This window comes from Synechococcus sp. CCY9202 (assembly GCF_034931685.1).
Lineage (GTDB): Bacteria > Cyanobacteriota > Cyanobacteriia > PCC-6307 > Cyanobiaceae > CBW1002.
The window spans coordinates 116214-139596 of sequence record NZ_JAYGID010000030.1 but is presented as its reverse complement, the minus strand read 5'-3'; the positions used below and the strand labels follow the sequence as shown (position 1 = coordinate 139596).

Sequence of the window (23383 nt, the reverse complement as noted above, 5' to 3'; positions counted from 1 at the left end):
TCAGGACAGGTCTCGCGGACCTCTGCTCCATGCAGATCAACCGGGTGGGCATAACCGGTGGCGTTCAGGCCGGGATCGCCACCACCTGGTTACGGCCTCGCTCCTTCGCGGCGTACATCGCGCCATCGGCCCGGGCGATCAGGTCATCCATCGATTCGCCGGGGCGCGCCAGAGCCACCCCCACACTCACCGTGATCTGCGCCTCCCCCTCGGGGATCGGCACCGGTTCACTCGCCAGGCGCCGCAGCTTCTCCCCGATGGCGATCGCATCCTCCAGGCCCTGCACTCCGGGGAGCACGACTATCAGCTCATCACCGCCGATCCGGGCGGCCAGGTCCGAGGCGCGCAGGCAGGATCGGAGCCGCTCGGCCATGGCCTGCAGCACCGCATCGCCGGCTTGGTGGCCGTAGGTGTCGTTCACCTCCTTGAAGCGGTCAAGGTCGCAGAACAGCACCGCCAGCTCCCCTCCCCGGCGCTGGTCGCGGCCCATGAGCCGCTCGATCTGCGTGAAGACCTCCTCCCGGTTCAGCAAGGTGGTGAGGCTGTCAGTGGCGGCCCGCAGTTCCAGCGCCTTCTTGATGGCGATCCGCTCCGTCACATCGCGCCAGATGACGCTGATTTCGTCGCCCACCTTCACCACACGGATGTCGAATTGCCGTATGCCGCCATGCACCTCATGCTGGTGGTACTCGAACTCATCAAGCACCAGCGGTTCTCCGGTGGCCAGCACCTGCAGATAACGATCGAACAGTCCGTTCTCAACATGACCCGGCCAGAACTGCCGCAGGGTGCTCCCCACGAACTCGTCGAGGGGCATGTGGTTGTAAGCAGCGGCGGCGGGGTTGGCCCGCAGGATGCGCAGATCCGTGATCCGCCCCTCCTCGTCCCGCACCGGCCCGAGCAGTAGATGGGGATCGAGCAGGGAATCGAGGGTGATGCTCAGCCGCTGCTGCTCGGCCTTGAGCTGCTGCTGGGCCTGCACCAGCTCCGTGACGTCGTAATTCACGCCCATGATCCGCACCACCTTGCCCGCGTCATCGAAGAACCGGCGCGACGCGGCCTGGATGTAACGCACCGCTCCATCGGGCCAGACCACCCGAAAACGGAGGGCGTACTCGCGCTCGCCGCGCACGGCCGCCTGCAGTTCGCTCTGAGCGAACTGGCGGTCCTCGGGATGGACCGTCTGCGACCACGCCTCCACCGCACCGGAGAACTTCTCCGGATCCACACCGTAGAGCTGGTACATGACCGAATCCCAGGTGAGCACATCGTTCACCGGATCCCAGTCCCAGACCCCCACCACGCCGGCGGCGGCAGCTGTCAGGAGGTATTCCGTCTGGGCCACGATCTCGGTGATCTCGTCGAGCTCCAGCAGCACATGCTCCACCGCACCATGGGCATCGCGGAGGTTGTTGAGCTGCAGATTCCCCCAGCCCCTCTGCCCGTCCGCCCGCCGGAACCTCACCCGCACGCTGTAGCCGTCGATCTCACCGCGCAGTACGCCCTCCAGCGCGGCAGGGTCCATCGGTGTTGCGGACTGTGCATCCTCCACGGATACAAGCTCCAGGGCGGCAAACACCTGCTTCAGGCTTCCCCGGGCCAGCACGGCCGGGCCCAGCCCCAGCAGGGAGCTGAGCTGCCCATTGGCCTGCAGGATGGTCCCCGTATCCGGGGCGCACAGCGCCAGGCCCAAACTGCATTGTTCCAGGGTGCGGTGCAGCAGCTGCTTGGTCCTGTTCAGGGCCCCCTCGGTCTCAACCTGGCGCGTGATGTCGATGAACTGGCCGATCAGAAACTCCACATCTCCGCTCGGGTTCCGGGAGCAGGACACGCAGAGATCGATCCAGACGGGCCGTTCCCTGTCCGAACCAATGCGCACCTTGATTCGATAGCTGGAGCGCCGGTTGGCCAGGATCTCCTCCACGAGGACCTGCTCGCGCTTGACGTCGTCCGGATGGGTGATGTCTTGCCAGTGCAGGGAGTGGGTGGATTGGGGGTCGCAGCCAAGGATCTCGCAGAAGGCCGGGTTCGTCAGGAAAAAGCGACCGCTGGCATCGGTCAGGCCCACGCCGGCGGCGGAATTGTCGATCGTGGTCCTGAAGAGCTCCTCACTGCGGCGTCGCTGTGCTGACTCCCGTGCACGCTGGGCCGCGAGATGCACGGCCACAGCCACCACACCGGAGAGTGCCAGCAGGCGCGTGAGGTAGTCGGTCGAGGGAAAGAAGCCCCAGTAGAGCCCCGACGCGATCGCCAGTGCATAGGCCTGCACAATCAGGGGGATCATCCGGCGTGGCGTCACGACGCTCGCCGAGAGCGCCACCACCAGGAAGTAATAGGGCAGCAGCGGGACGTTGCGCGGCAGGGCCAGATCGAGAAGGAAAAGCCCGACCATCGCCAGATGTAAAATTAACAACTGGCGGCGGATGTCGGCAGGCCCTGTGGGTGTCAGGAAAGAGCCGTGATGACTCATGATGGATTGATTGGGCCTCGGTCTATTTTAAATGGATTCAATCTGCGGGGATCACGATCCCTGCCGCATGAAGGACACATGCGATGACACAGGGTTGGGCCTGGTCACCCTGGCGGAGGGATCCACGCAACCCGTCGGGGGAATGGTCACGACCAGGTCACGACCCTGTGCTGCCTGTCCCCGTCCATGGCTTCATCCGCCCGCGCCATCAGGTCGTCGATCGATGCCCCTTTGCTCCACCAGGGACACGGGTTCGCTCGCCACTCGCCGCCAGTGAGGGCCACCAGAAGCGCATCGCCGCCGATTCGGGCCACCAGATCCGAAGCCCGCAGGCAGGACGCACCAGATCCGCCCTGCCCCGGAGCACAGCGTCCCCGGTCTGGTGACCGAAGGCGTCATGACCCGTCCTGAAGCGGTCCAGGGCGCAGGCCGAGAGCACCACCACCAGGTCGAAGCTCAACAGTGGGGTTCCTTCCTTGCGGGAGAACCGGATTCGCCCAGACGATCAAGGCCAGAACCAGGCCCAGGATCCAGAGCAGGCGGCGATGACCTGCGGAACCCGCTGATCACAAGGCGGCCCAATCCTGTTACCCCGATTCTTCTTTTTAAGCTCTGGTGGGGTCAGCTGAGCTCAGCGCCTGGATACCCCCGCGGAGTCACCATCCGCCCATCGCAGACGTAGCTGCTGCTGTTACCCACCAGCACCAGGGTGAGCATGTCGACCTGCTCCACCGGCAGATCCCTCAGGGTGTGCAGGGTCACGGCCTCTTCCGCTCGGCCCAGCTGACGGGCCAGGGCCACAGGTGTTGTCTTGGGGCGCCCTTGCAGCAGCAGCTCCAGGGCCCGATCCAGCTGCCAGTCCCGGCCTCGCGAGCGGGGGTTGTAGAGCGCCACCACGAAATCACCGGCGGCGGCCGCTTCCAGCCGGCGTTCGATCACTGCCCAGGGGGTGAGCCGATCGCTGAGGCTGATGGTGCAGAAGTCGTGCATCAGGGGGGCGCCGCAGCGGGCCGCCGCCAGTTGCAGCGCCGAGATGCCGGGATGCACCGCGAACGCCGGTCGCTGATCGCTGGGCAGTTGGCCCCAGAGCTCCAGGGCCAGGCCAGCCATGCCGTAGATGCCGCTGTCTCCGGAGGAGATCAGGGCGACGGGCAGGCCGGCCCCGGCCAGCTCCAGGGCGGTGGCGCAGCGCTGACGCTCCTCGGTGAGTTTCCCGTCAATGCGCTGTTGATCCGGCCGGCGCAGGGGTTCCAGCAGATCGAGATAGAGCCCATAGCCCACCCAGATGGTGGCCTCCGCCAGGGCACGGCGGGCATCGGGGGTGAGCAGATCGAGGCTGCCCGGTCCGCTGCCGACCAGATCCAGCCGGCCCCGGGCCGGCGCCGATTGCCGCGGACTGAAGGCGATCGCCAGGGTGGCGGCTCCGGATTCCCCGGGGCCGGCCTTCTCGATCGTCTTGGTCAGCAGCAGACGGGGGCTGGGGACGGTCCCATGGGCAGAGGAGGTGATGCCCCAGGGCGTGATCGCCTCGGCGGCGAGCAAGGCCGACGCTTCCGCCACGCTGGCGGTGCCCATCTCACCGGCCACCACCTGTGACGGGTTGGGCACGGCCATGGCATCCAGAGCGTTGGCCTCGAAGAGCCGCAGCGGCCAGCCATGGCGCTCCGCCAGCTCCAGCAGCGCCGGCTCGTCGCCCTTGCGGTCGATGCTGCCCAGGCCGGCGACGGCTTCACGGGCCAGTCCGCTGCTGCTGAGGCCGCGTGCCACCAGGCGCTCCAGCAGGCTGGAACTGGTGTTCCGCTCGCAGCCGATGCCGAGCCAGAGGGTTGGGGGATGCCAGCGGCAGCCACGGCCTTGGTAAGCGGTGATCCAGAGATCGGCAGATGGTTCAGCTGTGGTCTGCTGGCGAGGAGTCTGGCTTCCCTGTACCTGAAGCCCCAGAGCCTGGCTGGCTTCCAGGGCGGTCCACCCCGTTTCGCCACAGTCCTGCTGCACAAGCAGGGGAGAGCCTGGAGAAGGGAGGAGGTCGCCGGCCGTCGGGGAGGCTCGCTGCATCAGCCGGGTCCAGTCGCCGCTGCCCCGGCGCCAGCCCCAGGCTGTGCCGAAGCTGTCGAGCGCCAGTCGGCCCTGGCCTGAGCTGGCGCCGGTGACGACAGCCTGCCCGCCCAGCAGGGCCGCCAGTCGATGGCTCAGTGCTTCGCCGCCGCCAGCATGGCCGCCAAGCAGTGGAATGGCGAAGCGTCCCTGCGGGTCGAGCACCACCACGGCTGGGTCGCTGGACTTGTCTTGCAGCAGTGGCGCCACCAGGCGGATCACCAGACCGCAGGCTCCCACCGCCACCACGGCGCTGGCCCCGTCCCAGTGGTGCCGCAGCCAGCTGGCCGGGTCGGATGCGTCATCCGCCGCGCTGACCCCGGCGCCTGGCTCAAGCCCTGGCCTCGACTCCTTGCCAGGCAGTCGCACGCGATCCACTAGGCCGGCCTGCTGCAGCTGGGCCAGCAGGGCCCGCGCGGCTTCGCTGAAGCCCAGGCCCAGCACCGGCCCTTTGCGTTCCAGGCTCATGCTTCCTCCTGGATGACGAGCGGCGTGGTCACATCGGCTGGTGGGGAGGGCATCGTGTCGGTCTTCAGAGTCGGTGCGGCCTCGATCGGCTCGGGTCCTGATTCCTTGTCCTCGTTGCTGCTGCCAGCGTTGGTGTCTGCGCCCTGTGGCTTGAGCTCCTGTTGCACAGATTCCTGCGGCTTAGGCGCCTGAGCGGCGCCATCCGGAAGCTCGGACTCCACAGGTTCGCGACTGACCGGACTCTGCTCCAGCTGTTTTGCCTGGTCCTGATCGTTGCCTAGGTCTGCCTGGGGCGACCGGGGGGAGTCCTCTTCAAGGGCCGGTGAGGCTTCAGGTGATGGCTCCAGCGCCGGCGGGATCGTCGGAACGAATGCCTCGACGGCCTCGACGGTCTCAGCGACCTCGGGTTGCGGTGGCGGAGCTTCCCCTAGCAGCTGGGCCACGGTCAGGGCATCGAGGCGGCCTCCCTGCCAGATCGGCCTGGGCCCGGGTTCAAGCCGCACCTCCTGCACCAGGCTGTTGAACGGCGCATTCAGGGGTTCGCCCTGGCCATCGACCAGCTCCAGCACAAGGGCGTTGGAGCCCGGACGCCAGCCCTGCAGCCAGAGGGGGTCGTTGCGATCCACCAGGAAGCTGTCGCCGTTCAGGGTGACGCGCAGGCGCCAGCTGTCGTCGTTCGGCCGCAGATGTTGCAGCGGCGCATCCAGAAGCAGCCAGTCGAGCAGCACCGGTTCGGCGGAAACGGTGAGGGCTGGACTGGCCACGATCAGCTGGGGGGATCCGACCGCCGGCACTCCGAGGGGGTTGGCGGCCACACGGTGCACCACGATCTGGGCCTGGGCGCCAGGGCTCTTGACGGCCTCACCCCAGGGCCTGGCGGCATAGGCGGTGATCCGGTGGCTGCCGGGCGACAGGGGCGGCAAGTTCAGCGCCAGCTGATCGGCGTCGTGCAGGCGGATCGGGGGATCCCCATCGATTTGCACCACCAGATGGGGGCCCAGTCCCAGGGGACCGGCGTCCACCAGGGGCCAGTCCCGCACGGCCAGCTGCAGGATCCAGTCACCCTCAGCCTGGGTGGATCCGTTGCGGGGGCTGAGGATTTCCACCCTGGGCTGATGCTCCCCCAGGGCGCCCATCAGTTGCTGGACTCCTGGGGGTGGCGCCACCTCCCGCAGGGCGGAAGGGGTCGGCCGGCTCAGGATGCCGGCCCCGCCCTCCTGACGTTGCTTGGGTCCGAAGCCCACTCGGGCCGCCACCGCGCTACAACCTGAGGCCCCAACCACCAGGCCCACCAGCACGATCCAGCTGAACAGCCGTGTCATCAGCCGTCCGGCGGGCCTCGCCAAGGCCGGTCTCTGGTCCCCGGCCGTGCCGCTGATCCAGCTCAGAACCGGTCGGGGGATCCACCTCCATCCCATGCGCCCCCATCCAGATTCCCAGACTCGCCCGAATGCCCGCTGGCTCTGACGTTGCGACCCTTTCGTGCCCTGCAGGTCTGATCGCACGTCCGATTCATCGTCGTCTGCAGGCATTCTGCTCACCGATCGCCAAGGCAGGCAGCTGTCTATAGCTCTGGTAGCAAGTCTTTCGCGTCTGGTGCTAGTGCAGACTCTGGATTTTGGGGTCTCTCGATGTGACTCGCTCCCTGTCAAACCCCTTGCCAGGCCTGGAAAGCGCGGGGATTGAACCTTTGTAACTGGCGGGGGGATCCGATTGAAACTGACCCCTATACTTTCGCCAGCGGTCCCCTTTCAGGGGCCCCTCGCACCAGTCGTAGCAAGCGTTTTCGCCCTTTTGGGCAGACCCTTGTTCGCCTGGCGCCCATGGGCAGGACGCTCGTCTTTCTGTTCATAGGGCCCGTCACTCGCCGTGGCGGCGCCGGCGTTCCGCGCCGAATTCGCCACAGCGGGTGTAAGGGGTGGACCTCCACCTCGACCCCGTCCCTCGAGGAACGTCTCGATGACCATCAGCCCACCAGAGCGTGGGAAAACGGCGAAAGCCCAGGTCGATCGGAACCCGGTTCCGGCGACCTTCGAACTGTTCGGCAAACCCGGGCATTTCGATCGCTCCCTCGCCAAGGGTCCCAAAACCACCACCTGGGTTTGGAACCTCCACGCCAACGCTCACGACTTCGACAGCCACACGAGTGATCTTGAAGAGGTTTCTCGCAAGATCTTCTCGGCTCATTTCGGCCATCTGGCCGTCATCTTCATCTGGTTGAGCGGTGCCTTCTTCCATGGCGCCCGCTTCTCCAACTACACCGGCTGGCTGGCCGACCCCCTGCACGTCAAGCCTTCGGCTCAGGTGGTTTGGCCGATCTTTGGCCAGGAAATTCTCAACGGTGATGTGGGTGCCGGATTCCACGGCATTCAGATCACTTCAGGCCTGTTCCACGTCTGGCGGGCCTGGGGTTTCACTTCTGAAACCCAACTGATGGCCACCGCCATCGGTGCCTTGGTGATGGCCGGCCTGATGCTCAATGCCGGCGTCTTCCATTACCACAAGGCGGCTCCCAAGCTCGAGTGGTTCCAGAACGTTGAGTCCATGCTCAACCACCATCTGGCTGGCCTGCTCGGCCTGGGTTCCCTGTCCTGGACGGGGCACCTGCTGCATGTGTCCCTGCCCACCACCCAGTTGATGGATGCCATCGACGCTGGCTCACCGCTGGTGCTGAACGGCAAGACCATCGCTTCGGTGGCGGACATCCCCCTTCCCCATGAATTCCTCAACCAGGAGCTGCTGACTCAGTTGTTCCCCGGTTTTGGTGCCGGCATCTCGGCGTTCTTCAGCGGGAACTGGGCTGCCTACAGTGATTTCCTCACCTTCAAGGGTGGTCTGAATCCTGTCACCGGCAGTCTGTGGATGACAGACATCGCCCATCACCACCTGGCGATTGCGGTCCTGTTCATTGTTGCCGGTCACATGTACCGGACCAACTGGGGCATTGGCCACAGCATCAAGGAAATCCTTGAGGGCCAGAAGGGCGATCCTCTGCTCTTCCCAGCTCCCAAAGGTCATGACGGACTTTTCGAGTTCATGACCACTTCGTGGCACGCCCAGCTTGGCGTGAACCTTGCATTGATGGGTTCGCTGAGCATCATTGTGGCGCACCACATGTACTCGATGCCTCCCTATCCCTATATCGGCATCGACTACCCCACCCAGCTTTCGATCTTCACCCACCACATGTGGATCGGTGGCTTCCTGATCGTCGGTGCCGGTGCCCACGCCGCCATCGCGATGGTGCGTGACTATGACCCCGCCAAGCACATCGACAACGTGCTCGACCGGGTGCTCAAGGCACGTGACGCCCTGATCAGTCACCTCAATTGGGTGTGCATCTGGCTGGGCTTCCACAGCTTCGGTCTGTATATCCACAACGACACCATGCGTGCCCTGGGACGTCCCCAGGACATGTTCAGTGACTCCGCCATCGCGCTGAAGCCGATCTTCGCGCAGTGGATTCAGGGTCTTCACGCCGCAGCAGCCGGCACCACCGCTCCCAACGCCCTGGCGGGTGTGAGCGAGGTGTTCAACGGCGCTGTCGTGGCCGTGGGTGGCAAGGTTGCTGCCGCGCCGATTCCCCTGGGAACGGCAGATTTCATGGTGCACCACATTCACGCCTTCACCATCCACGTGACGGTGTTGATCCTGCTGAAAGGTGTGCTGTACAGCCGCAGTTCCCGTCTTGTCCCTGACAAGGCCAACCTCGGCTTCCGCTTCCCCTGCGACGGCCCCGGCCGTGGCGGTACCTGCCAGGTTTCGGCTTGGGACCATGTGTTCCTGGGTCTGTTCTGGATGTACAACTCCCTCTCGATCGTCATCTTCCACTTCAGTTGGAAAATGCAGAGCGATGTCTGGGGAACCGTGAATGCAGACGGCAGCGTCTCGCATATCACCAACGGGAACTTCGCTGAGAGTGCCATCACCATCAATGGCTGGCTCCGCGATTTCCTCTGGGCTCAGGCCGCACAGGTGATCAACAGCTACGGCTCGTCCTCCAGTGCATACGGTCTGATGTTCCTGGGTGCCCACTTCATCTGGGCGTTCAGCCTGATGTTCCTGTTCAGTGGCCGCGGCTACTGGCAAGAGCTGATTGAGTCCATCGTCTGGGCTCATAACAAGCTGAAAGTTGCCCCCGCCATTCAGCCGCGGGCGCTCTCGATCACCCAAGGCCGTGCCGTTGGTGTCGCCCATTACCTGCTGGGCGGTATCGCGACCACCTGGTCCTTCTTCCTGGCCCGCATCATTGCGGTCGGCTGACCTTTCCTGACCTTTCCCAATGGCAACGAAATTTCCTTCGTTCAGCCAGGGTCTGGCACAGGACCCGACAACCCGCCGTATTTGGTACGGCATTGCCACGGCTCACGACTTCGAGAGTCACGACGGCATGACCGAGGAGCGGCTTTACCAAAAGCTGTTCTCCACCCACTTCGGTCACCTGGCCATCATTGGCCTCTGGGTTTCGGGCAACCTGTTCCATATCGCCTGGCAGGGCAACTTTGAGCAGTGGGTCGCCGATCCTCTGCACGTCCGTCCCATCGCGCATGCGATCTGGGATCCCCACTTCGGTCAAGGCGCGATTGCCGCCTTCACCCAGGCGGGCGCTTCCTCTCCGGTGAACATCGCGTATTCAGGTCTGTACCACTGGTGGTACACGATCGGTATGCGCACCAACGCCGAGCTGTATCAGGGCTCCATCTTCATGATGATCCTGTCGGCTTGGGCTCTGTTCGCCGGCTGGCTCCACCTTCAGCCCAAGTTCCGGCCTTCCCTGGCCTGGTTCAAGAATGCTGAGTCCCGTCTGAACCACCACCTGGCTGTTCTGTTCGGCTTCAGCTCCATCGCCTGGACCGGTCACCTCGTTCACGTCGCCATCCCTGAGGCCCGCGGTCAGCACGTCGGTTGGGACAACTTCCTTTCGGTGCTGCCCCATCCCGCTGGTCTGGCTCCGTTCTTCACCGGTAACTGGGGCGTCTATGCCCAGAATCCCGATGGTCTGAATCAGGTCTTCGGCACCGCCGAAGGCTCGGGTACCGCGATCCTGACCTTCCTGGGCGGCTTCCACCCCCAGACCGAAGCCCTCTGGCTCACGGATATCGCCCATCACCATCTGGCGATTGGTGTGATCTTCGTGATCGCGGGTCACATGTACCGCACCAACTTCGGTATCGGTCACTCCATCCGCGAGATCCTCGAAGCCCACAACCCGCCCAAGGGCACCCCTGGTGACCTCGGAGCTGGCCACAAGGGTCTCTACGACACCATCAACAACTCGCTCCACTTCCAGCTGGGTCTGGCGCTGGCCAGCCTCGGTGTGGTGACGAGCCTGGTGGCTCAGCACATGTATGCGATGCCGTCTTACGCGTTCATCGCGAAGGACTACACAACGCAGGCTGCGCTGTACACGCACCACCAGTACATCGCCATCTTCCTGATGTGCGGTGCTTTCGCCCACGGTGCGATCTTCTTCATCCGCGACTACGACCCGGAAGCCAACAAGAACAACGTTCTTGCCCGGATGCTCGACCACAAGGAAGCCATCATCAGCCACCTCAGCTGGGTTTCCCTGTTCCTCGGCTTCCACACTCTGGGTCTCTACGTCCACAACGACGTGGTCGTGGCTTTCGGAACTCCCGAGAAGCAGATCCTCGTCGAGCCCGTCTTCGCCCAGTTCGTCCAGGCCGCTTCCGGCAAGGCGATGTACGGCATGGACGTGCTGCTCTCCAATCCTGGTAGTGCCGCCTCCCTGGCTTCGGCCAACATCCCTGGCGATCACTACTGGCTGGATGCCATCAATGGCAATACCGATCTGTTCCTGCCGATCGGGCCTGGTGATTTCCTTGTGCACCACGCCATTGCGCTGGGTCTGCACACCACGACCTTGATCCTGGTGAAGGGCGCCCTGGATGCCCGGGGTTCCAAGCTGATGCCCGATAAAAAGGACTTCGGCTACTCTTTCCCCTGCGATGGCCCTGGCCGTGGCGGTACCTGCGACATCTCTGCCTGGGACGCCTTCTATCTGGCAGTCTTCTGGGCTCTGAACACCGTGGGTTGGGTCACCTTCTACTGGCATTGGAAGCACCTCGCCATCTGGCAGGGCAACGTGGCTCAGTTCAACGAATCCAGTACCTATCTGATGGGCTGGTTCCGTGATTACCTCTGGCTGAACAGCTCCCAGCTGATCAACGGTTACAACCCGTTTGGCTCGAACAACCTGGCCGTCTGGTCCTGGATGTTCCTGTTCGGTCACCTGGTATGGGCCACTGGCTTCATGTTCCTGATCTCCTGGCGGGGTTACTGGCAGGAACTGATCGAGACCATTGTCTGGGCGCATCAGCGCACTCCGCTTGCCAACCTGGTGGGCTGGCGCGATAAGCCTGTGGCTCTCTCGATCGTTCAGGCCCGTGTGGTTGGTCTGGCTCACTTCACAGTGGGTTACATCCTGACCTACGCTGCCTTCCTGATCGCTTCCACCTCGGGCAAGTTCGGCTGAGGTTTCGCGGCGCCACGCGTTGGCCCGGCTCGATAACCTTCACTCGACCTGCCTTCACTCGAGGGACGATGACACCCCTGGCCTTGTGCCGGGGGTTTTTCGTTGGTGTGCTGGTGAAGAGTGTTTGATGTTTCGACCAAGAAGACGTTTGCCGATTGGCTATACCGTGGGGTTCTTGGGTCCTTGGTCATCGGGTTCAGGGAGGCTAGGTGCCAGTGAAGATGTCTATAGCAGCGGGTTCTTGCTCATCTGATCGGTTGCGACTCGTTGATGATGAAGCAACGGTTCTGCATTGTTTCTGCTTAATCTTTGCCCTTTTGCTTTTGCCATTCCGGTCTCGCGTTTACAGCTTCTGAACCCGCTGCAGCAGGTATGTGAGCCATGCCACTTGAGGCGCATGGTGTGAGCCTCGATCAATCGCCAATCGCCAATTGTCAATTTGCAAGCGCCTGTGGCCTTTTTCTTGGTGAATCCGAGAGCTCGGGGAAGATAGAAGAGGGCTAGGGGCTGCAAGCTGGGACATCGCAGTTCAGGACGATGGCGTAGGTTGCTTCCGATTGCAGGGACTCTCTATGTCTGGTTGCGGCGTGATTGTCGGCCTCTGCCTTTGGTTGGCGTTGTGGTGATCCTCGCCCTTGCCCGTCTTCAGCTTTAGGGCGATCGAGTCTGGGCCCTAACGCTTCTGTTTGCTGGTCAGGAATAGGAATCAGGCAAGTCTTCAGTAGCAGTAGATGTTGCTGAGCTTCGTCAAGCCCATTGGCGGCCGCTGGCTAATCTTATTGCCTGCAGATCGTCGGTGGATCTGTCGCCACCTGTTTCCAGGCTTGTCTCTTGCGGCGTGGCAGTGTCGTCTCAAGGCCTAGTCTCTTTAGGCCGATTTCTATGGTCTTCTTTCATCAGCCTGCTATCTTTCTCTGCCTCTGCCTCCCTCTCAGCAGTGTCGCCTGATTCCAGGCTTGCTGATGTCCATGAAGTGAGTGTAATCCTTCGGCCAATCGCGCTGAAAGAATGATTCAATATGAATGATTCAATCCCAGTAGCTTCCAGCTAGATTCTTTCGCAGAAAAAGCCCCGCCTTGGCGGGGCTTTTTGGTTTGCTCTTGGGCGGGGGATTGCTTGGAAAGAAGTACGAAGACTGTCCAGGCAGGTTGTGTTGATGCTGAAGCCGAGTCAGAGGCTCAGCTCACACTCCAGACGCCACCGGCGATGTTCACCAGCGGAGCCACAACGGCAGTGCCTGTGAGGAACCAGGCGAAGGCGGCGCCGCCGCAGCCACCCAGCCAGAAGCCGCTGGCGAATTCGGCCCAGCCTGCCTTGGTGAACAGGTCGGCGGGCGGATTGTCGATGGTGGCGTCAGGGGGTTGGACGTTCGGGCCGGAGCCGGCAGTGCCATAGATCGACAGGCACACCGTGAGAATCGACACCAGACCAATGGTGGCCAGAAGACCGGCGGTGCTGGCGTAGTCGGTGAGGCGCAGCGGTCCGCAGATCGCAAAGGGGCCGTAGAGGAAGAAGCCATGGGCCATGCCCACTTCCAGGCCGCGACGGTTGGGAGACAGGGCAGGGCGATAGGCGGGCAGCGCGTTCAGGAAGGCCTTGGTGAAGTAGCTGCTGTTGACGGGAGTGGCCAGATTGCCGACGGTCGGGTCGGCCACGGGGGTCACGGTCATGGTGGCGGAATGAGGGGAACGGGATCGGGTAGACCCGGAGGCGATCGCGACGGCTCAGTCGGTCGCTTCGATCACGTTGAACAACAGGGCCATGGCCACGGCTGGGCCCAGGATTCCCACAAGGGGAACGAACACCGAGGGCAACCAGGCCGCTGCAAATTCTCCAGTCATGGCATAGGCCAATAGGAATCGTCGATACTGTACGGAGAGGTCTGAAAGGGACCCCTGGCGCTGTTGAGGGGCGACATAAAAGTTCAATCCCCGCCTGAGGCCTCTCACTCCTTCCAGTGCCGCTGTTGCCATCTCCTCGAGACCTCCCTCCAGTGGCCGTTCGCAAGATGCCGTCCCAGTGGCCTTGCCCACCGCCATCTGCTGGCGGCGCCCATGAAGGCTTGGTGCCGAGGCTGAAATCCGGGATCACCCGCTGGCACTGCCGCGCAAGGTGGCCCGCACGCGGTAGATCGGTCGTCCCTGGCTCTCGTGATACGTCCGCATTTGCAGTTCCGACAGCAGGCCGAAGCAGAACAGCTGAACCCCGGTGAGAAAGCAGAGCAGGGCCATCAGCAGCAGGGGGCGGTCGCCGATGTTGGCGCCCTGCAGCTTCTCCACCAGCAGCCAGGCGCCGATCAGCAGTCCCAGGCCCATCCCCACCAGGCCTCCCAGGCCGAAAACATGCATCGGCCTGGTGAGGAAGCGCTTCATGAACCACACCGTGAGCAGATCCATCAGCACCCGGAATGTACGGTCGATCCCGTATTTGCTGGTGCCGAAGCGGCGAGGGTGATGGCTCACCTTCACTTCGGTGATCCTGGCCCCTTCGATGAAGGCCAGCGCCGGCAGGAAGCGGTGCAGCTCTCCGTAGAGGTTCATGTCCTCGACCACCTCGCGCCGGTAGGCCTTGAGTGAGCAGCCGTAGTCGTGCAGCTTCACGCCGGTGACCCGGGCGATCAGGCGGTTCGCCAGCAGGGAGGGCAGCAGGCGGCTCACGGCCGCATCCTGCCGCTGGTAGCGCCAGCCGCTCACCAGGTCATAGCCCTGGTCCAGGGTGTCCAGCAGCAGGGGGATGTCGGCCGGATCGTTCTGCAGATCGCCGTCGAGGGTCACGATCACGGGGCCGCGGCTGGCATCGAAGCCCGCCGCCATGGCGGGGGTCTGGCCGTAGTTGCGACGCAGCAGCACCGCCACCAGTTCGGGGATCGTGCTGGCCAGCTCCTGCAGCAGAATCGGGGTGCGATCGCGCGAGCCGTCGTCCACCAGCACCAGCTCGAAGGGGATCCCCAGGGGCCGCAGCTGAGCCAGCAGCTGCTCCACCAAGGGTCTGAGACTGTCCTCTTCGTTGTAGAGCGGCACCACCACCGAAAGAGTGGGCAGGGTGGGGGCCGGCATGGCGGCGGATCCGGAGGCGAGCCGAACCCTAAACGGAGACTGGCATCAGTCTCCGCAGGCGCTGCCGTCGTGGCAGTGCATCACCCGGCCGGCGCCGCGCAGTTCCAACCGGTAGTGGCGTGCCACGGGATCCGGATTGTGGGGCGAGAGGTCGTCGATGCCGATGCCATTGCGGCCGTGTGCGACCCCAGAGCTGTGCAGGTAGCGGCCGCCTGTGAGGTGCAGGCCCACATGGGTGCAGCGCCGCGGTGTGCCGAAGAAGATCAGATCGCCTGGTCGCAGCAGCGCCGTCGCTCCCGGGCGGACGGCCACCGGCTGGCAGAAACGTTCCTGCAGGTAGGCATCGCGTGGCAGCCAGATGCCCTGGCTGGCAAACAGGGTCTGAACCAGGCCGGAGCAGTCGAAATCAGGCCCGAGCGATCCGCCCCACAGGTAGGTGTTGGGCTGGAGCATGGCGGCTTTTGCCGCCGCCAGCACCGCCGGCAGGCGGGCTTCGATTTGGGGGCGTTGCAGGCGTTGGCTGCGGGGTCGACTGCCGCTCACGGCGTGGCCCAGCAGGTGGTTCGGCTCGATCCAGCCGGGGTAGCCGTCCTCCAGCAGTCGGACCCTCAGACGCGCCGCTTCCCCTGGTGCGCCCGCTCTGGTGCCATCGCGCAACTGCAGCACCCGCCCCGCCGCCGCCTGGGTGGCCAGGCCGGCTCCGTGGGCCCGGCTGTAGAGGTTGAGTGGCGCGGTGAGCTGCCAGAGGCTGCCCGCTTCCAGCAGCTCGCGGGCCGCCGGGCTGCCGGTCGGCAGAGTGCTTAATGTCGCCATCACGCTGCTCGGCGGAGATGGTGTTCTACAACCCGGATCCGGGCATGGCCGAGCGCCTCGCCGATCTGGTGGCGGCTCTGGAGCTGGAGGGGCGGGAAGGGCTGGGTCAGCGGCTGTCGATCACCTGGTTGCGTTACCCCGAGTCCCTGCGACATCAGGCCCATGACCTGGATCCGACCAGCTTCTGGCAGCGACCGCTGACCGGTGCTGCCTGGGCCGGTGATCGCCTCCGCTATCCCGCCAGTGTGGTGAAGTTGATCTATCTGGTGGCCGCCGAGGCCTGGCTGCAGCGCCAGCTGATTGGCGATGGGCCGGAGCTGCGCCGGGCCCTGGCCGACATGATCCGCGACTCCAGCAATGACGCCACGGCACTGGTGATGGATCTGCTCAGCGGCACCACCAGTGGCCCTGAGCTGCCGCCGCATCGTTACAGCTCCTGGTGCCACCAGCGCGGCATCGTCAACCGCTGGCTGACCGAGCTCGCCTGGCCTGAGCTGGAGGGCTGTAATGCCTGCCAGAAGACCTGGGGCGATGGCCCCTACGGCCGTGAACGTCAGTTCTACGGGCCTGATCTGCAGAATCGCAACCGCCTCAGCACCGATGCCGTGGCCCGGGTTCTGCATGGGGTGATGGCAGGCGCGATGGTGTCGCCGCCGGCGTGCCGGCGCATGCAGGACCTGCTGGCCCGCTCGCTCGATCCCCTGGAACGGCAGGCCGATCCGGAGAATCAGGTGGATGGCTTCATCGGCGAAGCCCTGCCGCTGCAGACACCCTTCTGGAGCAAGGCCGGCTGGATGAGCCAGGCGCGCCATGACGCCGCCTATGCGGAACCCGAGAACGGTCTGCCGTTCCTGCTGGTGATCTTCAGCGAAGGGCAGGCGTGTGCTGATGATCCGGCCCTGTTGCCGGCGATCACCACCGAATTGCTGCGCTACAGCGGCCCGGTCTGAGCCACTCCGGGCCGGGTGCCGCAGGCCCGATCGACAACCCCGACATTCCGTTTGAGCGGAAGTCGGGGAGTCTGTGCTTTGGAAACGGAGAGGGAGGGATTCGAACCCTCGACAGAAGTTGCCTCCTGTAACTCCTTAGCAGGGAGCCGCTTTCAACCACTCAGCCACCTCTCCAGTGGCTCCGTGAGCTTATCAGTGGGCCGGCAGCCTCAGCCCTCGCCGCCGCCGCTCACGGCCAGCCGCGGCAGCCGGTGCTTGAAGCCGCAGAGGATCTCCCAGGGGATGGTGTGGCAGCGCTCACTCCAGTCGGTCGGGCCGATGCTGCGGTCGCCCTGCTGCCCGAGCAAGGTCACCACCGATCCCACCTCCAGCTCGGAGGTGTCGGTGGCATCGAGCACCAGCTGATCCATGGTGATCGCGCCCACCTGCGGCAGGCTCTGCCCTCGGAACAGCACCTCCAGCTGGTTCGAGAGCTGGCGGGGGACGCCATCGGCGTAGCCGATGCCCACCACCGCCAGTCGGCTGGGGCGGCTGGTACGGAAGCGATGGCCATAGCTCACCCCCACCCCCGCCGGCACCTCCCGGATCAGGGAGACGCGGGCGTGTAGCTGCATCGCTGGTTGCAGCGGCACCCGGCCGGCCAGATGCGGGGCTGGCTCCTGGCCATAGAGGGCCAGCCCGACCCGCACCAGGTCGTAGTGGATGGCGTGATCCCGCAGGGTGCCGGCCGAGTTGGCCAGGTGGCGGTGCCCGCAGCTCAGCCTCTGCTGGCGGAGGCTGTCCAGCACACTCTCGTAGCGGCGTTGCTGCTCGCGCGTCAGGCCGTCGTCCTCGTCGGGGCAGGCATCGGCGTGGGCGAGGTGGGAATAGAGCCCCACCAGCTCCACAGCATCGAGGTCCTGCAGGGCCGCCACCAGGCGGGGGCCGTCCTGCCAGTCGGCGCCGAGCCGGGCCATGCCGGTGTCGAGCTTGAGCTGCAGCGGCATCGAACGACCGCTGCCGCTGGCCAGGTTCTGGCAGAGCAGGGCTTCCCGCATGCTGCTGATCGTTGGCATCAGCTGCCAGCGCAGACAGCTGCGCAGTTCCTCCACCTGGGTGAGGTTGCCCAGCACCAGAATCGGCGCCCGGATCCCGGCGGTGCGCAGTTCCACTCCCTCGGCAAGGGTGGCCACCCCGAAGCAGCTGGCGCCGCCGGCGAGGGCGGCCTCGGCGACCAGCACCGCACCGTGGCCGTAGCCATCCGCCTTGACCACGGCCATCAGCTCGGTGAGCGGACCGATGAAGCGGCGCAGGGCGCGGGCGTTGGCGCGGATGGCGCCGGCATTCACTTCCACCCAGGCCCGTTGCCTGGACTGGCCGGTCTCATGGGGTGCCAGGGGTGTGCTGAGCGGCGAGGAGGACATCAGCGCCTCTCCACGGCAGCCAGGAGCCGCCGCGCGTCGCTGCCGGTGCCGTCGAAGGAGGCGTGGAACACAGTCGCGCGCGGAGAACGCCTCTAGCATGGACTGCAATCAGAGGGGCTGGCATGGGCCACGTTCTCGTTCTGAATGCGTCCTACGAGCCGCTCAATATCACCCACTGGCGTCGCGCCATGGTGATGCTGCTCAAGGGAAAGGCCGAAGGCCTGGAGCACGACTCCAGCCGCGTCATCCGGCCGGATCTGCTGCTGCCCACCGTGATCCGTCTGCGTCAGTTCGTGCGGGTGCCCTACAAGCCCCTGCCCCTGACCCGCCGCAATCTGTTTCAGCGCGACAACCACCGCTGCCAGTACTGCGCCAGCACCACCCAACCGCTCTCGATCGATCACATCGTGCCCCGCAGCCGTGGCGGCGCCGATGCCTGGGAGAACGTCACCACCGCCTGCCTGGGCTGCAATGTGCGCAAGGGCAATCGCACGCCTCGCGAAGCCGGCATGCCGCTGCTGCAGGAGCCCCATCGTCCCCACAGCGGGCTCAATTTCGAGGCCAGCCGTCAGATCCGGGCCGGTCGCCACGCGGAGTGGGCCAAATATCTGATCGGTGCCGCCTGATCCGGTTGATGCTCACGGCCTTGAAAACCGCTGGTTCTGAAGCTCCAGCCTGGGTTCAGACCCCGCTCGCCTGGCGGGCCAGCTCTTCCAGTTGCCGGCTCTGCTCGGCGGCGATCGAGGCCCCGATCAGCTCGCCCAGCTGGCCCGCCAGCACGGGTTCGAGCGCGAAATTGCGTCCCAGGCGGTGGTCGGTGGTGCGGTTGTCTTTGTAGTTGTAGGTGCGGATCTTTTCGCTGCGATCGCCGCTGCCCACCTGAGCCCGACGGGTTGAACTCTCCGCGGCGGCGGCGGCGGCGAGTTCCCGCTCCAACAGCTTGGCCCGCAGGATCTCCATGGCCCGTTCCCGGTTCTGCAGCTGGGAGCGTTCCTGGGTGCAGAACACGCGGATACCGGTGGGCTTGTGCAGCAGATCCACTGCCGTTTCCACCTTGTTCACGTTCTGGCCGCCGGCGCCGCCGGAGCGGGCTGTGCTGATCTCCAGCTCGCCTGGATCGATCTGCACCTCCACCGGATCTGCTTCCGGCATCACCGCCACCGTGGCCGTGGAGGTATGCACCCGCCCCTGGGATTCGGTGGCAGGCACCCGCTGGACGCGGTGCACCCCCGCCTCGAACTTGAGCTGGCTGTAGACCCCGTAGCCGCGGATCGCCAGGATGAGTTCCTTGTAGCCGCCCAGTTCCGCTTCCGAGGCACTCACCGGCTGGACCTGCCAGCCCTGGCCCTGGGCGTAGCGGTCGTACATGCGGGCCAGATCTCCCGCCCAGAGCCCGGCTTCGTCGCCACCAGCACCGGCACGGATCTCGAGCATGACGCTGCGCTCGTCGCGGGGGTCGTGGGGCAGCAGCGCCAGGGTCAGCCGTTGCTGCAGCTGATCGATCGTGGCCCCCAGCCGCTCCAGCTCCTCAGCGGCCAGCTCCTCCATGGCCGGGTCACCGCGATGCTCCTTGAGCAGTTGCACCGCTTCCTGCCGTTCGCGCTCGCATTTCTGCAGGTCGGCATAGTCGCGCACAAGCGGCTCGAGCCGGGCGCGTTCCCGTGCGATCGTCTGCAGCTGGGCCGGATCGGCCGTGACCGCCGGATCGGCCAGCTGACGCTCCAGGGCCGCGAAGGTGGTGCAGGCGGTGGCCAGGCGTTCGTGCAGCAGAGCTTGATCGATCACAGCGATGCAGGAACTGAGGGGACGGGAGGGAGGCGCGGGATGGGGCGCAGCCATCAAAAAGCCGGATGCCCAGGGGCATCCGGCTGAGTGGAGCAGATTGAAGGAAAGCCTCAGGCCTGGGCTGCATCCTTCTTGGAGACATCGACCTTAGCCGTGTCGGTGGAGCCCATGCCGTATTTGCGCATGAAGCGATCAACGCGGCCCTCGGTGTCGAGGATCTTCTGGGTACCGGTGTAGAAGGGGTGGTTGCCACTCCACACGTCGACGTGCAGTTCGGGCTGGGTGGAGCCAGTGGTCATCACCACCTCTCCATTGCAGATCACCTTGGCATCGGGATACCAGGTGGGGTGGATGTCGGCCTTGGGCATGGCTGCGAACAGAGCAGTGCGAACAGAAAAGATCAGCGCTTGGAGAACTGGGGAGCCTTGCGGGCTTTCTTGAGGCCGTACTTGCGGCGCTCCTTGGCGCGGGGGTCGCGGCTGAGGTGGCCTTCCGTCTTGAGGGGCTTGCGGTTGTCCGGCGACAGGTCGCAGAGGGCACGGGCGGCACCCTGCTTGATGGCGTCGGCCTGGCCGGTGAGGCCACCACCGCGCACGTTCACAAGGACGTCGTAATCGGATTCAAGACCCAGCGTCTGCAGGGGAGCCTTGACGGCCGCCAGGTAGACGGGGTTGTAGTTGAGGTAGTTATCGCCGGGGCGGCCATTGATCGTGACGCTGCCGGTGCCGGGAACAATGCGCACCCGTGCAACGGCGGTCTTGCGGCGACCAGTGCCCCAGTAGACGACGGAATTGCTGCTCATTGGGCGGAAGTGGCGGGGTCGAGGGCGAGAGCCTGGGGCTGCTGGGCGGCGTGGGGATGATCGATGCCCTTGTAGACCTTCAGCTTGCGGAACAGCTGGCGGCCCAGGGCGTTGTGGGGCAGCATGCCCTTGATCGCCTTCTCCACGATCCGCTCGGGAATCCGGCCCTGCAGGTGGGCGAAGGTTTCGGTCTTCATGCCACCAGGGCGACCGGAGTGGCGGCGATAGAGCTTCTGGGTGGGCTTGTTGCCGCTCACCTTCACCTTCTCGGCATTGATGACGATCACGAAATCGCCGGTATCGAGGTGGGGGGTGTAGCAGGGCTTGTTCTTGCCCCGCAGCACCTGAGCCACTTCGCTGGCGAGACGGCCAAGAGTCTGATTCTCAGCGTCGACGACGTACCACTGGCGATCCAGGGAATCGATGGAAGGAAGGGATGTCTTGTTCATCGCACCGGCAGGCCGGATGGGTTGGGCCCATCGCGGCGGATGGGGCAGGACAGTTCAACAGTCAACCTACCGCGTCACCGATATTGACCCTGATGGGGTCAGGCACGGCTGCGCGCAGTGGCGGCTGCAGAGAAGGCGGGGCTGGATGATCGCCTGCTGATCCCCCCAATCCCGGTCGATCAGGCTGATCGACTGGGGTCAGGGCGAATCGGGGATCGCCAAGGCAAACCGCGGTTGACCATCGTACCAGGCACTCTTGACGAACACCTCCTCCGGATAGCCCACCCGCAGCAGGCAGAGCCCCTGGGGCGGCGCTGCTTCCTTCACCTGTTCGCGCGCCTGCTGGCGCCAGCGCCGCGAGAAGCCATCCACGCTCAGCTGACCCTCGCCCACGGCCACCAGCTGCCCCATCACCAGGCGCACCATGCCGTAGAGGAAGCCAGTGGCCTGCATCTCCACCACCACCAGGTCTCCCTGCCGATCCACCATCACCTCCTGCAGGGTTGTGCGGGCATGGGGGCGGCTGCTGCCGGCCCGCTGGAAGGCGGAGAAGTCGTTGTCGCCGAGCATGCCCGCCAGGGCGTCGGCCATGGCCTGCTCGTCGAGCCGCTGCTGGTAGCGGTGCCAGGTCCAGGGGGCCAGGAAGAGGTTGGGGGTGCGCCCGTTATGGATCGTGTACCGGTAGCGCCGGTAGGTGGCGCTGAAGCAGGCATGCCAGGTCAGCGGCACCTCGGCGGCGGCCACCACCCGAATGGAGGCCGGCAGGCGGCCATTCAGGGCCTTGGGCCAGCGCTGAGCCGGGATGGGGCCGCTGGTTTCGAAGTGCGCCACCTGGCCGGCGGCATGGACGCCACTGTCGGTTCGGCCCGCTGCCATGGTTCGCACCGGTCGCTGTGCATCCAGGCTGGGTGGATCCAGGCTGGCGATGGCCTCCTCCAGGGTCTGCTGAACGCTGGGGTGTCGCGGCTGGCGTTGCCAGCCGCAGAAGGCCGCTCCGTCGTATTGCAGGCAGAGGGCGATCCGGCGGCGGTGTTCGCCGCTGGTGGCTTCGCTGTTGGTCGCTTCGCGGTTGGCGGATCCGGTGTCAGTCTGATCGGCCGTGCTGGCGGAAGCACTGGGTGGTGCGCTCGACTTCAAGCCGGTCATCAGCGGCTCCGCTGGACAGAATCAGGCCATCAAAAAACCGCGGAGGCCTTCAGGCGTCCGCGGCCAAGGGGGAACGCAGCATTGGGCTGGGGGCGCGTCGGCACCACCGCCAGGCTCAGACCAGTTCGATGATCGCCATCTCGGCGTTGTCACCGCGGCGGGGAACCGTCCGGATGATGCGGGTGTAGCCGCCGTTGCGGTCGCCGTAGCGATCCTGGGCCTTGTCGAACAGGGCGTGGACCAGCTGCTTGTCGTAGATGTAGCCGATTGCCCGACGGCGGGCCGCCAGGGTGCCGTCCTTGGCCAGGGTGATCATGCGCTCGGCTTCGTCACGCAGGGCCTTGGCACGGGCCTTGGTGGTGGTGACGCGACCTTCGCGGATCAGTTGGGTGGTGAGGCCGCGGAGCAGCGCCTTGCGCTGGTCTGCGGGACGGCCCAGCATGGGCACTCGGCACTGGTGTCTCATGACGGAAAAGCTCGGACAGGGACGGAACGGGGTGGGATGCCGCGGCTCAGGCGGTGGTGCGGCTCTGGGGCAGGGAGATGCCGATGCGCTCCAGGGCTTCGATCACTTCATCGGCAGACTTGGAGCCGAAGTTCTTGATCTCCAGCAGATCTTCGTAGCTGAAGCCCATCAGGTCGGACACGGAGTTGACCTGGGCCCGCTTGAGGCAGTTGTAGGCCCGCACGGAGAGATTGAGTTCCTCGAGCGGAATCTGGGCTTCGGCTGAAGGCTCGATCTCCGGACCGGGTTCCTCCGCCATGGTGAGGCTGGCCAGAGGCTGGAACAGGGCGATCAGCTGGTTGGCAGCCTGGGCCATGGCGTCATCCGGCGTGATGCTGCCATTGGTCTCGATTTCGATGCGGAGCCGCTCCCGGGCGGAACCGCCTTCGCCCACGGCGGTCTCATCGACCGTGTAGTTGACACGCTTGACCGGCATGAAGACGGCATCGATCTGGAGCAGATCGATGGCGCTGGTGTCTTCGCTGTGGCGATCGACGGGCCGATAGCCGACGCCGCGCTCGACATGGACTTCCATCTCAAGGCTGTGGCCTTCGGCCACGGTGGCGATCGGCCGCTGGCCGTCGATCACCTGCACCTGGGAGGAGAACTGCAGGTCGGAGGCGGTCACGGTGGCGGGGCCGTTCATGACCAGTCGACCGATCTCAAGCTCGCGGCTGCGGCTGCTGATCGGGATCTCCTTGCAATTGAGCAGGATGTCGAGAACGTCTTCACGGACGCCTGGAACCGTGGCGTATTCGTGGTTGACGGAGGCGATCCGCACGGCAGTGATGGCACTGCCCTCAAGGCTGCCGATCAGGACGCGGCGCAGGGCGTTCCCGAGGGTGGTGGCCTGACCCCGATCCAACGGGCCGATCAGGAACACCCCCGTCTGGGAACGGTCGTCAGCGATCTGATGCTCGATCCGATCGATCTGGTAGTGGAGCAC

19 protein-coding genes and 1 tRNA gene are annotated in these 23383 nt (G+C 65.0%); 4 read left to right on the top strand and 16 right to left on the bottom strand.

Annotated features, from left to right (window positions below):
- Positions 1 to 64 precede the first annotated feature (64 nt).
- The 3 genes from VB777_RS04790 to VB777_RS04780 form a co-directional block, all read right to left on the bottom strand.
- Positions 65 to 2392, bottom strand: coding sequence for a diguanylate cyclase (locus VB777_RS04790; RefSeq protein ID WP_323247401.1), 2328 nt, complete (start codon positions 2390 to 2392; stop codon positions 65 to 67).
- A 699-nt stretch (positions 2393 to 3091) separates the two neighbouring features.
- A complete protein-coding gene (gene cobJ / locus VB777_RS04785) occupies positions 3092 to 5032 on the bottom strand; it encodes a precorrin-3B C(17)-methyltransferase (RefSeq protein WP_322757707.1) in 1941 nt (646 codons plus the stop codon).
- Complete coding sequence (locus tag VB777_RS04780) at positions 5029 to 6354, bottom strand: hypothetical protein (protein ID WP_323247399.1); 1326 nt, start codon at positions 6352 to 6354, stop codon at positions 5029 to 5031. The genes cobJ and VB777_RS04780 overlap by 4 nt, the downstream gene beginning before the upstream one ends.
- Before the next feature lie 637 nt (positions 6355 to 6991).
- On the opposite strand from VB777_RS04780, the gene psaA reads away from it, so the two are divergent.
- Both psaA and psaB read left to right on the top strand, forming a co-directional pair.
- The gene (gene psaA / locus VB777_RS04775) at positions 6992 to 9295 is read left to right on the top strand and encodes a photosystem I core protein PsaA (protein WP_197157090.1); all 2304 of its coding nucleotides are present in this window, start codon (positions 6992 to 6994) and stop codon (positions 9293 to 9295) included.
- Between the two features lie 19 nt (positions 9296 to 9314).
- Complete coding sequence (psaB, locus tag VB777_RS04770; RefSeq protein WP_197157088.1) at positions 9315 to 11528, top strand: photosystem I core protein PsaB; 2214 nt, start codon at positions 9315 to 9317, stop codon at positions 11526 to 11528.
- A gap of 1178 nt (positions 11529 to 12706) precedes the next feature.
- On the opposite strand, the gene VB777_RS04765 is transcribed toward psaB, so the two are convergent.
- The 4 genes from VB777_RS04765 to VB777_RS04750 all read right to left on the bottom strand — a co-directional run bounded on the left by VB777_RS04765 (position 12707) and on the right by VB777_RS04750 (position 15397).
- Positions 12707 to 13198, bottom strand: a complete 492-nt coding sequence (locus VB777_RS04765) for a photosystem I reaction center subunit XI (RefSeq protein ID WP_197157086.1) — start codon at positions 13196 to 13198, stop codon at positions 12707 to 12709.
- Between the two features lie 54 nt (positions 13199 to 13252).
- Positions 13253 to 13369: a photosystem I reaction center subunit VIII gene (locus tag VB777_RS04760; protein ID WP_197157084.1), complete on the bottom strand. Its 117-nt coding sequence runs from the start codon at positions 13367 to 13369 to the stop codon at positions 13253 to 13255.
- Between the two features lie 246 nt (positions 13370 to 13615).
- Entirely contained in the window at positions 13616 to 14584 is a 969-nt protein-coding gene (locus tag VB777_RS04755; RefSeq protein WP_322757704.1) for a glycosyltransferase family 2 protein, read from the bottom strand.
- Positions 14585 to 14629: 45 nt separating this feature from the next.
- A complete protein-coding gene (locus VB777_RS04750) occupies positions 14630 to 15397 on the bottom strand; it encodes a C40 family peptidase (RefSeq protein WP_197157080.1) in 768 nt (255 codons plus the stop codon).
- A gap of 17 nt (positions 15398 to 15414) precedes the next feature.
- Here VB777_RS04750 and VB777_RS04745 point away from each other — a divergent pair, with 17 nt between their 5' ends.
- Entirely contained in the window at positions 15415 to 16347 is a 933-nt protein-coding gene (locus VB777_RS04745; protein ID WP_197157079.1) for a serine hydrolase, read from the top strand.
- 85 nt (positions 16348 to 16432) lie between these two features.
- On the opposite strand, the gene VB777_RS04740 is transcribed toward VB777_RS04745, so the two are convergent.
- Positions 16433 to 16521, bottom strand: a tRNA-Ser gene (locus tag VB777_RS04740).
- A 35-nt stretch (positions 16522 to 16556) separates the two neighbouring features.
- Positions 16557 to 17750 carry an alanine racemase gene (gene alr, locus VB777_RS04735; RefSeq protein WP_197171714.1) on the bottom strand — a complete coding sequence of 398 codons (1194 nt, stop codon included), beginning with the start codon at positions 17748 to 17750 and terminating at the stop codon, positions 16557 to 16559.
- Positions 17751 to 17872: 122 nt separating this feature from the next.
- On the opposite strand from alr, the gene VB777_RS04730 reads away from it, so the two are divergent.
- A complete protein-coding gene (locus VB777_RS04730; RefSeq protein WP_197157077.1) occupies positions 17873 to 18376 on the top strand; it encodes an HNH endonuclease in 504 nt (167 codons plus the stop codon).
- Positions 18377 to 18431: 55 nt separating this feature from the next.
- On the opposite strand, the gene prfA is transcribed toward VB777_RS04730, so the two are convergent.
- The 7 genes from prfA to VB777_RS04695 form a co-directional block, all read right to left on the bottom strand.
- Entirely contained in the window at positions 18432 to 19532 is a 1101-nt protein-coding gene (gene prfA, locus VB777_RS04725; protein ID WP_323247457.1) for a peptide chain release factor 1, read from the bottom strand.
- 113 nt (positions 19533 to 19645) lie between these two features.
- Positions 19646 to 19903 carry a 50S ribosomal protein L31 gene (gene rpmE, locus VB777_RS04720; RefSeq protein ID WP_323247396.1) on the bottom strand — a complete coding sequence of 86 codons (258 nt, stop codon included), beginning with the start codon at positions 19901 to 19903 and terminating at the stop codon, positions 19646 to 19648.
- 32 nt (positions 19904 to 19935) lie between these two features.
- The gene (gene rpsI / locus VB777_RS04715; RefSeq protein WP_197157073.1) at positions 19936 to 20337 is read right to left on the bottom strand and encodes a 30S ribosomal protein S9; all 402 of its coding nucleotides are present in this window, start codon (positions 20335 to 20337) and stop codon (positions 19936 to 19938) included.
- Entirely contained in the window at positions 20334 to 20786 is a 453-nt protein-coding gene (gene rplM, locus VB777_RS04710) for a 50S ribosomal protein L13 (protein ID WP_197157071.1), read from the bottom strand. The genes rpsI and rplM overlap by 4 nt, the downstream gene beginning before the upstream one ends.
- Positions 20787 to 20984: 198 nt before the next feature.
- Positions 20985 to 21932 carry a tRNA pseudouridine(38-40) synthase TruA gene (truA, locus tag VB777_RS04705; protein ID WP_323247394.1) on the bottom strand — a complete coding sequence of 316 codons (948 nt, stop codon included), beginning with the start codon at positions 21930 to 21932 and terminating at the stop codon, positions 20985 to 20987.
- Positions 21933 to 22047: 115 nt separating this feature from the next.
- On the bottom strand, positions 22048 to 22398 hold the full coding sequence (gene rplQ / locus VB777_RS04700; RefSeq protein WP_197157067.1) for a 50S ribosomal protein L17: 351 nt from the start codon (positions 22396 to 22398) through the stop codon (positions 22048 to 22050).
- 46 nt (positions 22399 to 22444) lie between these two features.
- On the bottom strand, positions 22445 to 23383 hold the full coding sequence (locus tag VB777_RS04695) for a DNA-directed RNA polymerase subunit alpha (RefSeq protein ID WP_197157065.1): 939 nt from the start codon (positions 23381 to 23383) through the stop codon (positions 22445 to 22447).

What these genes read in the sequence shown, in the direction of transcription:
- VB777_RS04790 (WP_323247401.1), bottom strand. Translation starts at nt 2,392, where the DNA reads ATGGTCGGGCTTTTCCTTCTCGATCTGGCCCTGCCGCGCAACGTCCCG.
- cobJ (WP_322757707.1), bottom strand. Translation starts at nt 5,032, where the DNA reads ATGAGCCTGGAACGCAAAGGGCCGGTGCTGGGCCTGGGCTTCAGCGAA.
- VB777_RS04780 (WP_323247399.1), bottom strand. Translation starts at nt 6,354, where the DNA reads ATGACACGGCTGTTCAGCTGGATCGTGCTGGTGGGCCTGGTGGTTGGG.
- psaA (WP_197157090.1), top strand. Translation starts at nt 6,992, where the DNA reads ATGACCATCAGCCCACCAGAGCGTGGGAAAACGGCGAAAGCCCAGGTC.
- psaB (WP_197157088.1), top strand. Translation starts at nt 9,315, where the DNA reads ATGGCAACGAAATTTCCTTCGTTCAGCCAGGGTCTGGCACAGGACCCG.
- VB777_RS04765 (WP_197157086.1), bottom strand. Translation starts at nt 13,198, where the DNA reads ATGACCGTGACCCCCGTGGCCGACCCGACCGTCGGCAATCTGGCCACT.
- VB777_RS04760 (WP_197157084.1), bottom strand. Translation starts at nt 13,369, where the DNA reads ATGACTGGAGAATTTGCAGCGGCCTGGTTGCCCTCGGTGTTCGTTCCC.
- VB777_RS04755 (WP_322757704.1), bottom strand. Translation starts at nt 14,584, where the DNA reads ATGCCGGCCCCCACCCTGCCCACTCTTTCGGTGGTGGTGCCGCTCTAC.
- VB777_RS04750 (WP_197157080.1), bottom strand. Translation starts at nt 15,397, where the DNA reads ATGGCGACATTAAGCACTCTGCCGACCGGCAGCCCGGCGGCCCGCGAG.
- VB777_RS04745 (WP_197157079.1), top strand. Translation starts at nt 15,415, where the DNA reads ATGGTGTTCTACAACCCGGATCCGGGCATGGCCGAGCGCCTCGCCGAT.
- alr (WP_197171714.1), bottom strand. Translation starts at nt 17,750, where the DNA reads ATGTCCTCCTCGCCGCTCAGCACACCCCTGGCACCCCATGAGACCGGC.
- VB777_RS04730 (WP_197157077.1), top strand. Translation starts at nt 17,873, where the DNA reads ATGGGCCACGTTCTCGTTCTGAATGCGTCCTACGAGCCGCTCAATATC.
- rpmE (WP_323247396.1), bottom strand. Translation starts at nt 19,903, where the DNA reads ATGCCCAAGGCCGACATCCACCCCACCTGGTATCCCGATGCCAAGGTG.
- rpsI (WP_197157073.1), bottom strand. Translation starts at nt 20,337, where the DNA reads ATGAGCAGCAATTCCGTCGTCTACTGGGGCACTGGTCGCCGCAAGACC.
- rplM (WP_197157071.1), bottom strand. Translation starts at nt 20,786, where the DNA reads ATGAACAAGACATCCCTTCCTTCCATCGATTCCCTGGATCGCCAGTGG.
- truA (WP_323247394.1), bottom strand. Translation starts at nt 21,932, where the DNA reads ATGACCGGCTTGAAGTCGAGCGCACCACCCAGTGCTTCCGCCAGCACG.
- rplQ (WP_197157067.1), bottom strand. Translation starts at nt 22,398, where the DNA reads ATGAGACACCAGTGCCGAGTGCCCATGCTGGGCCGTCCCGCAGACCAG.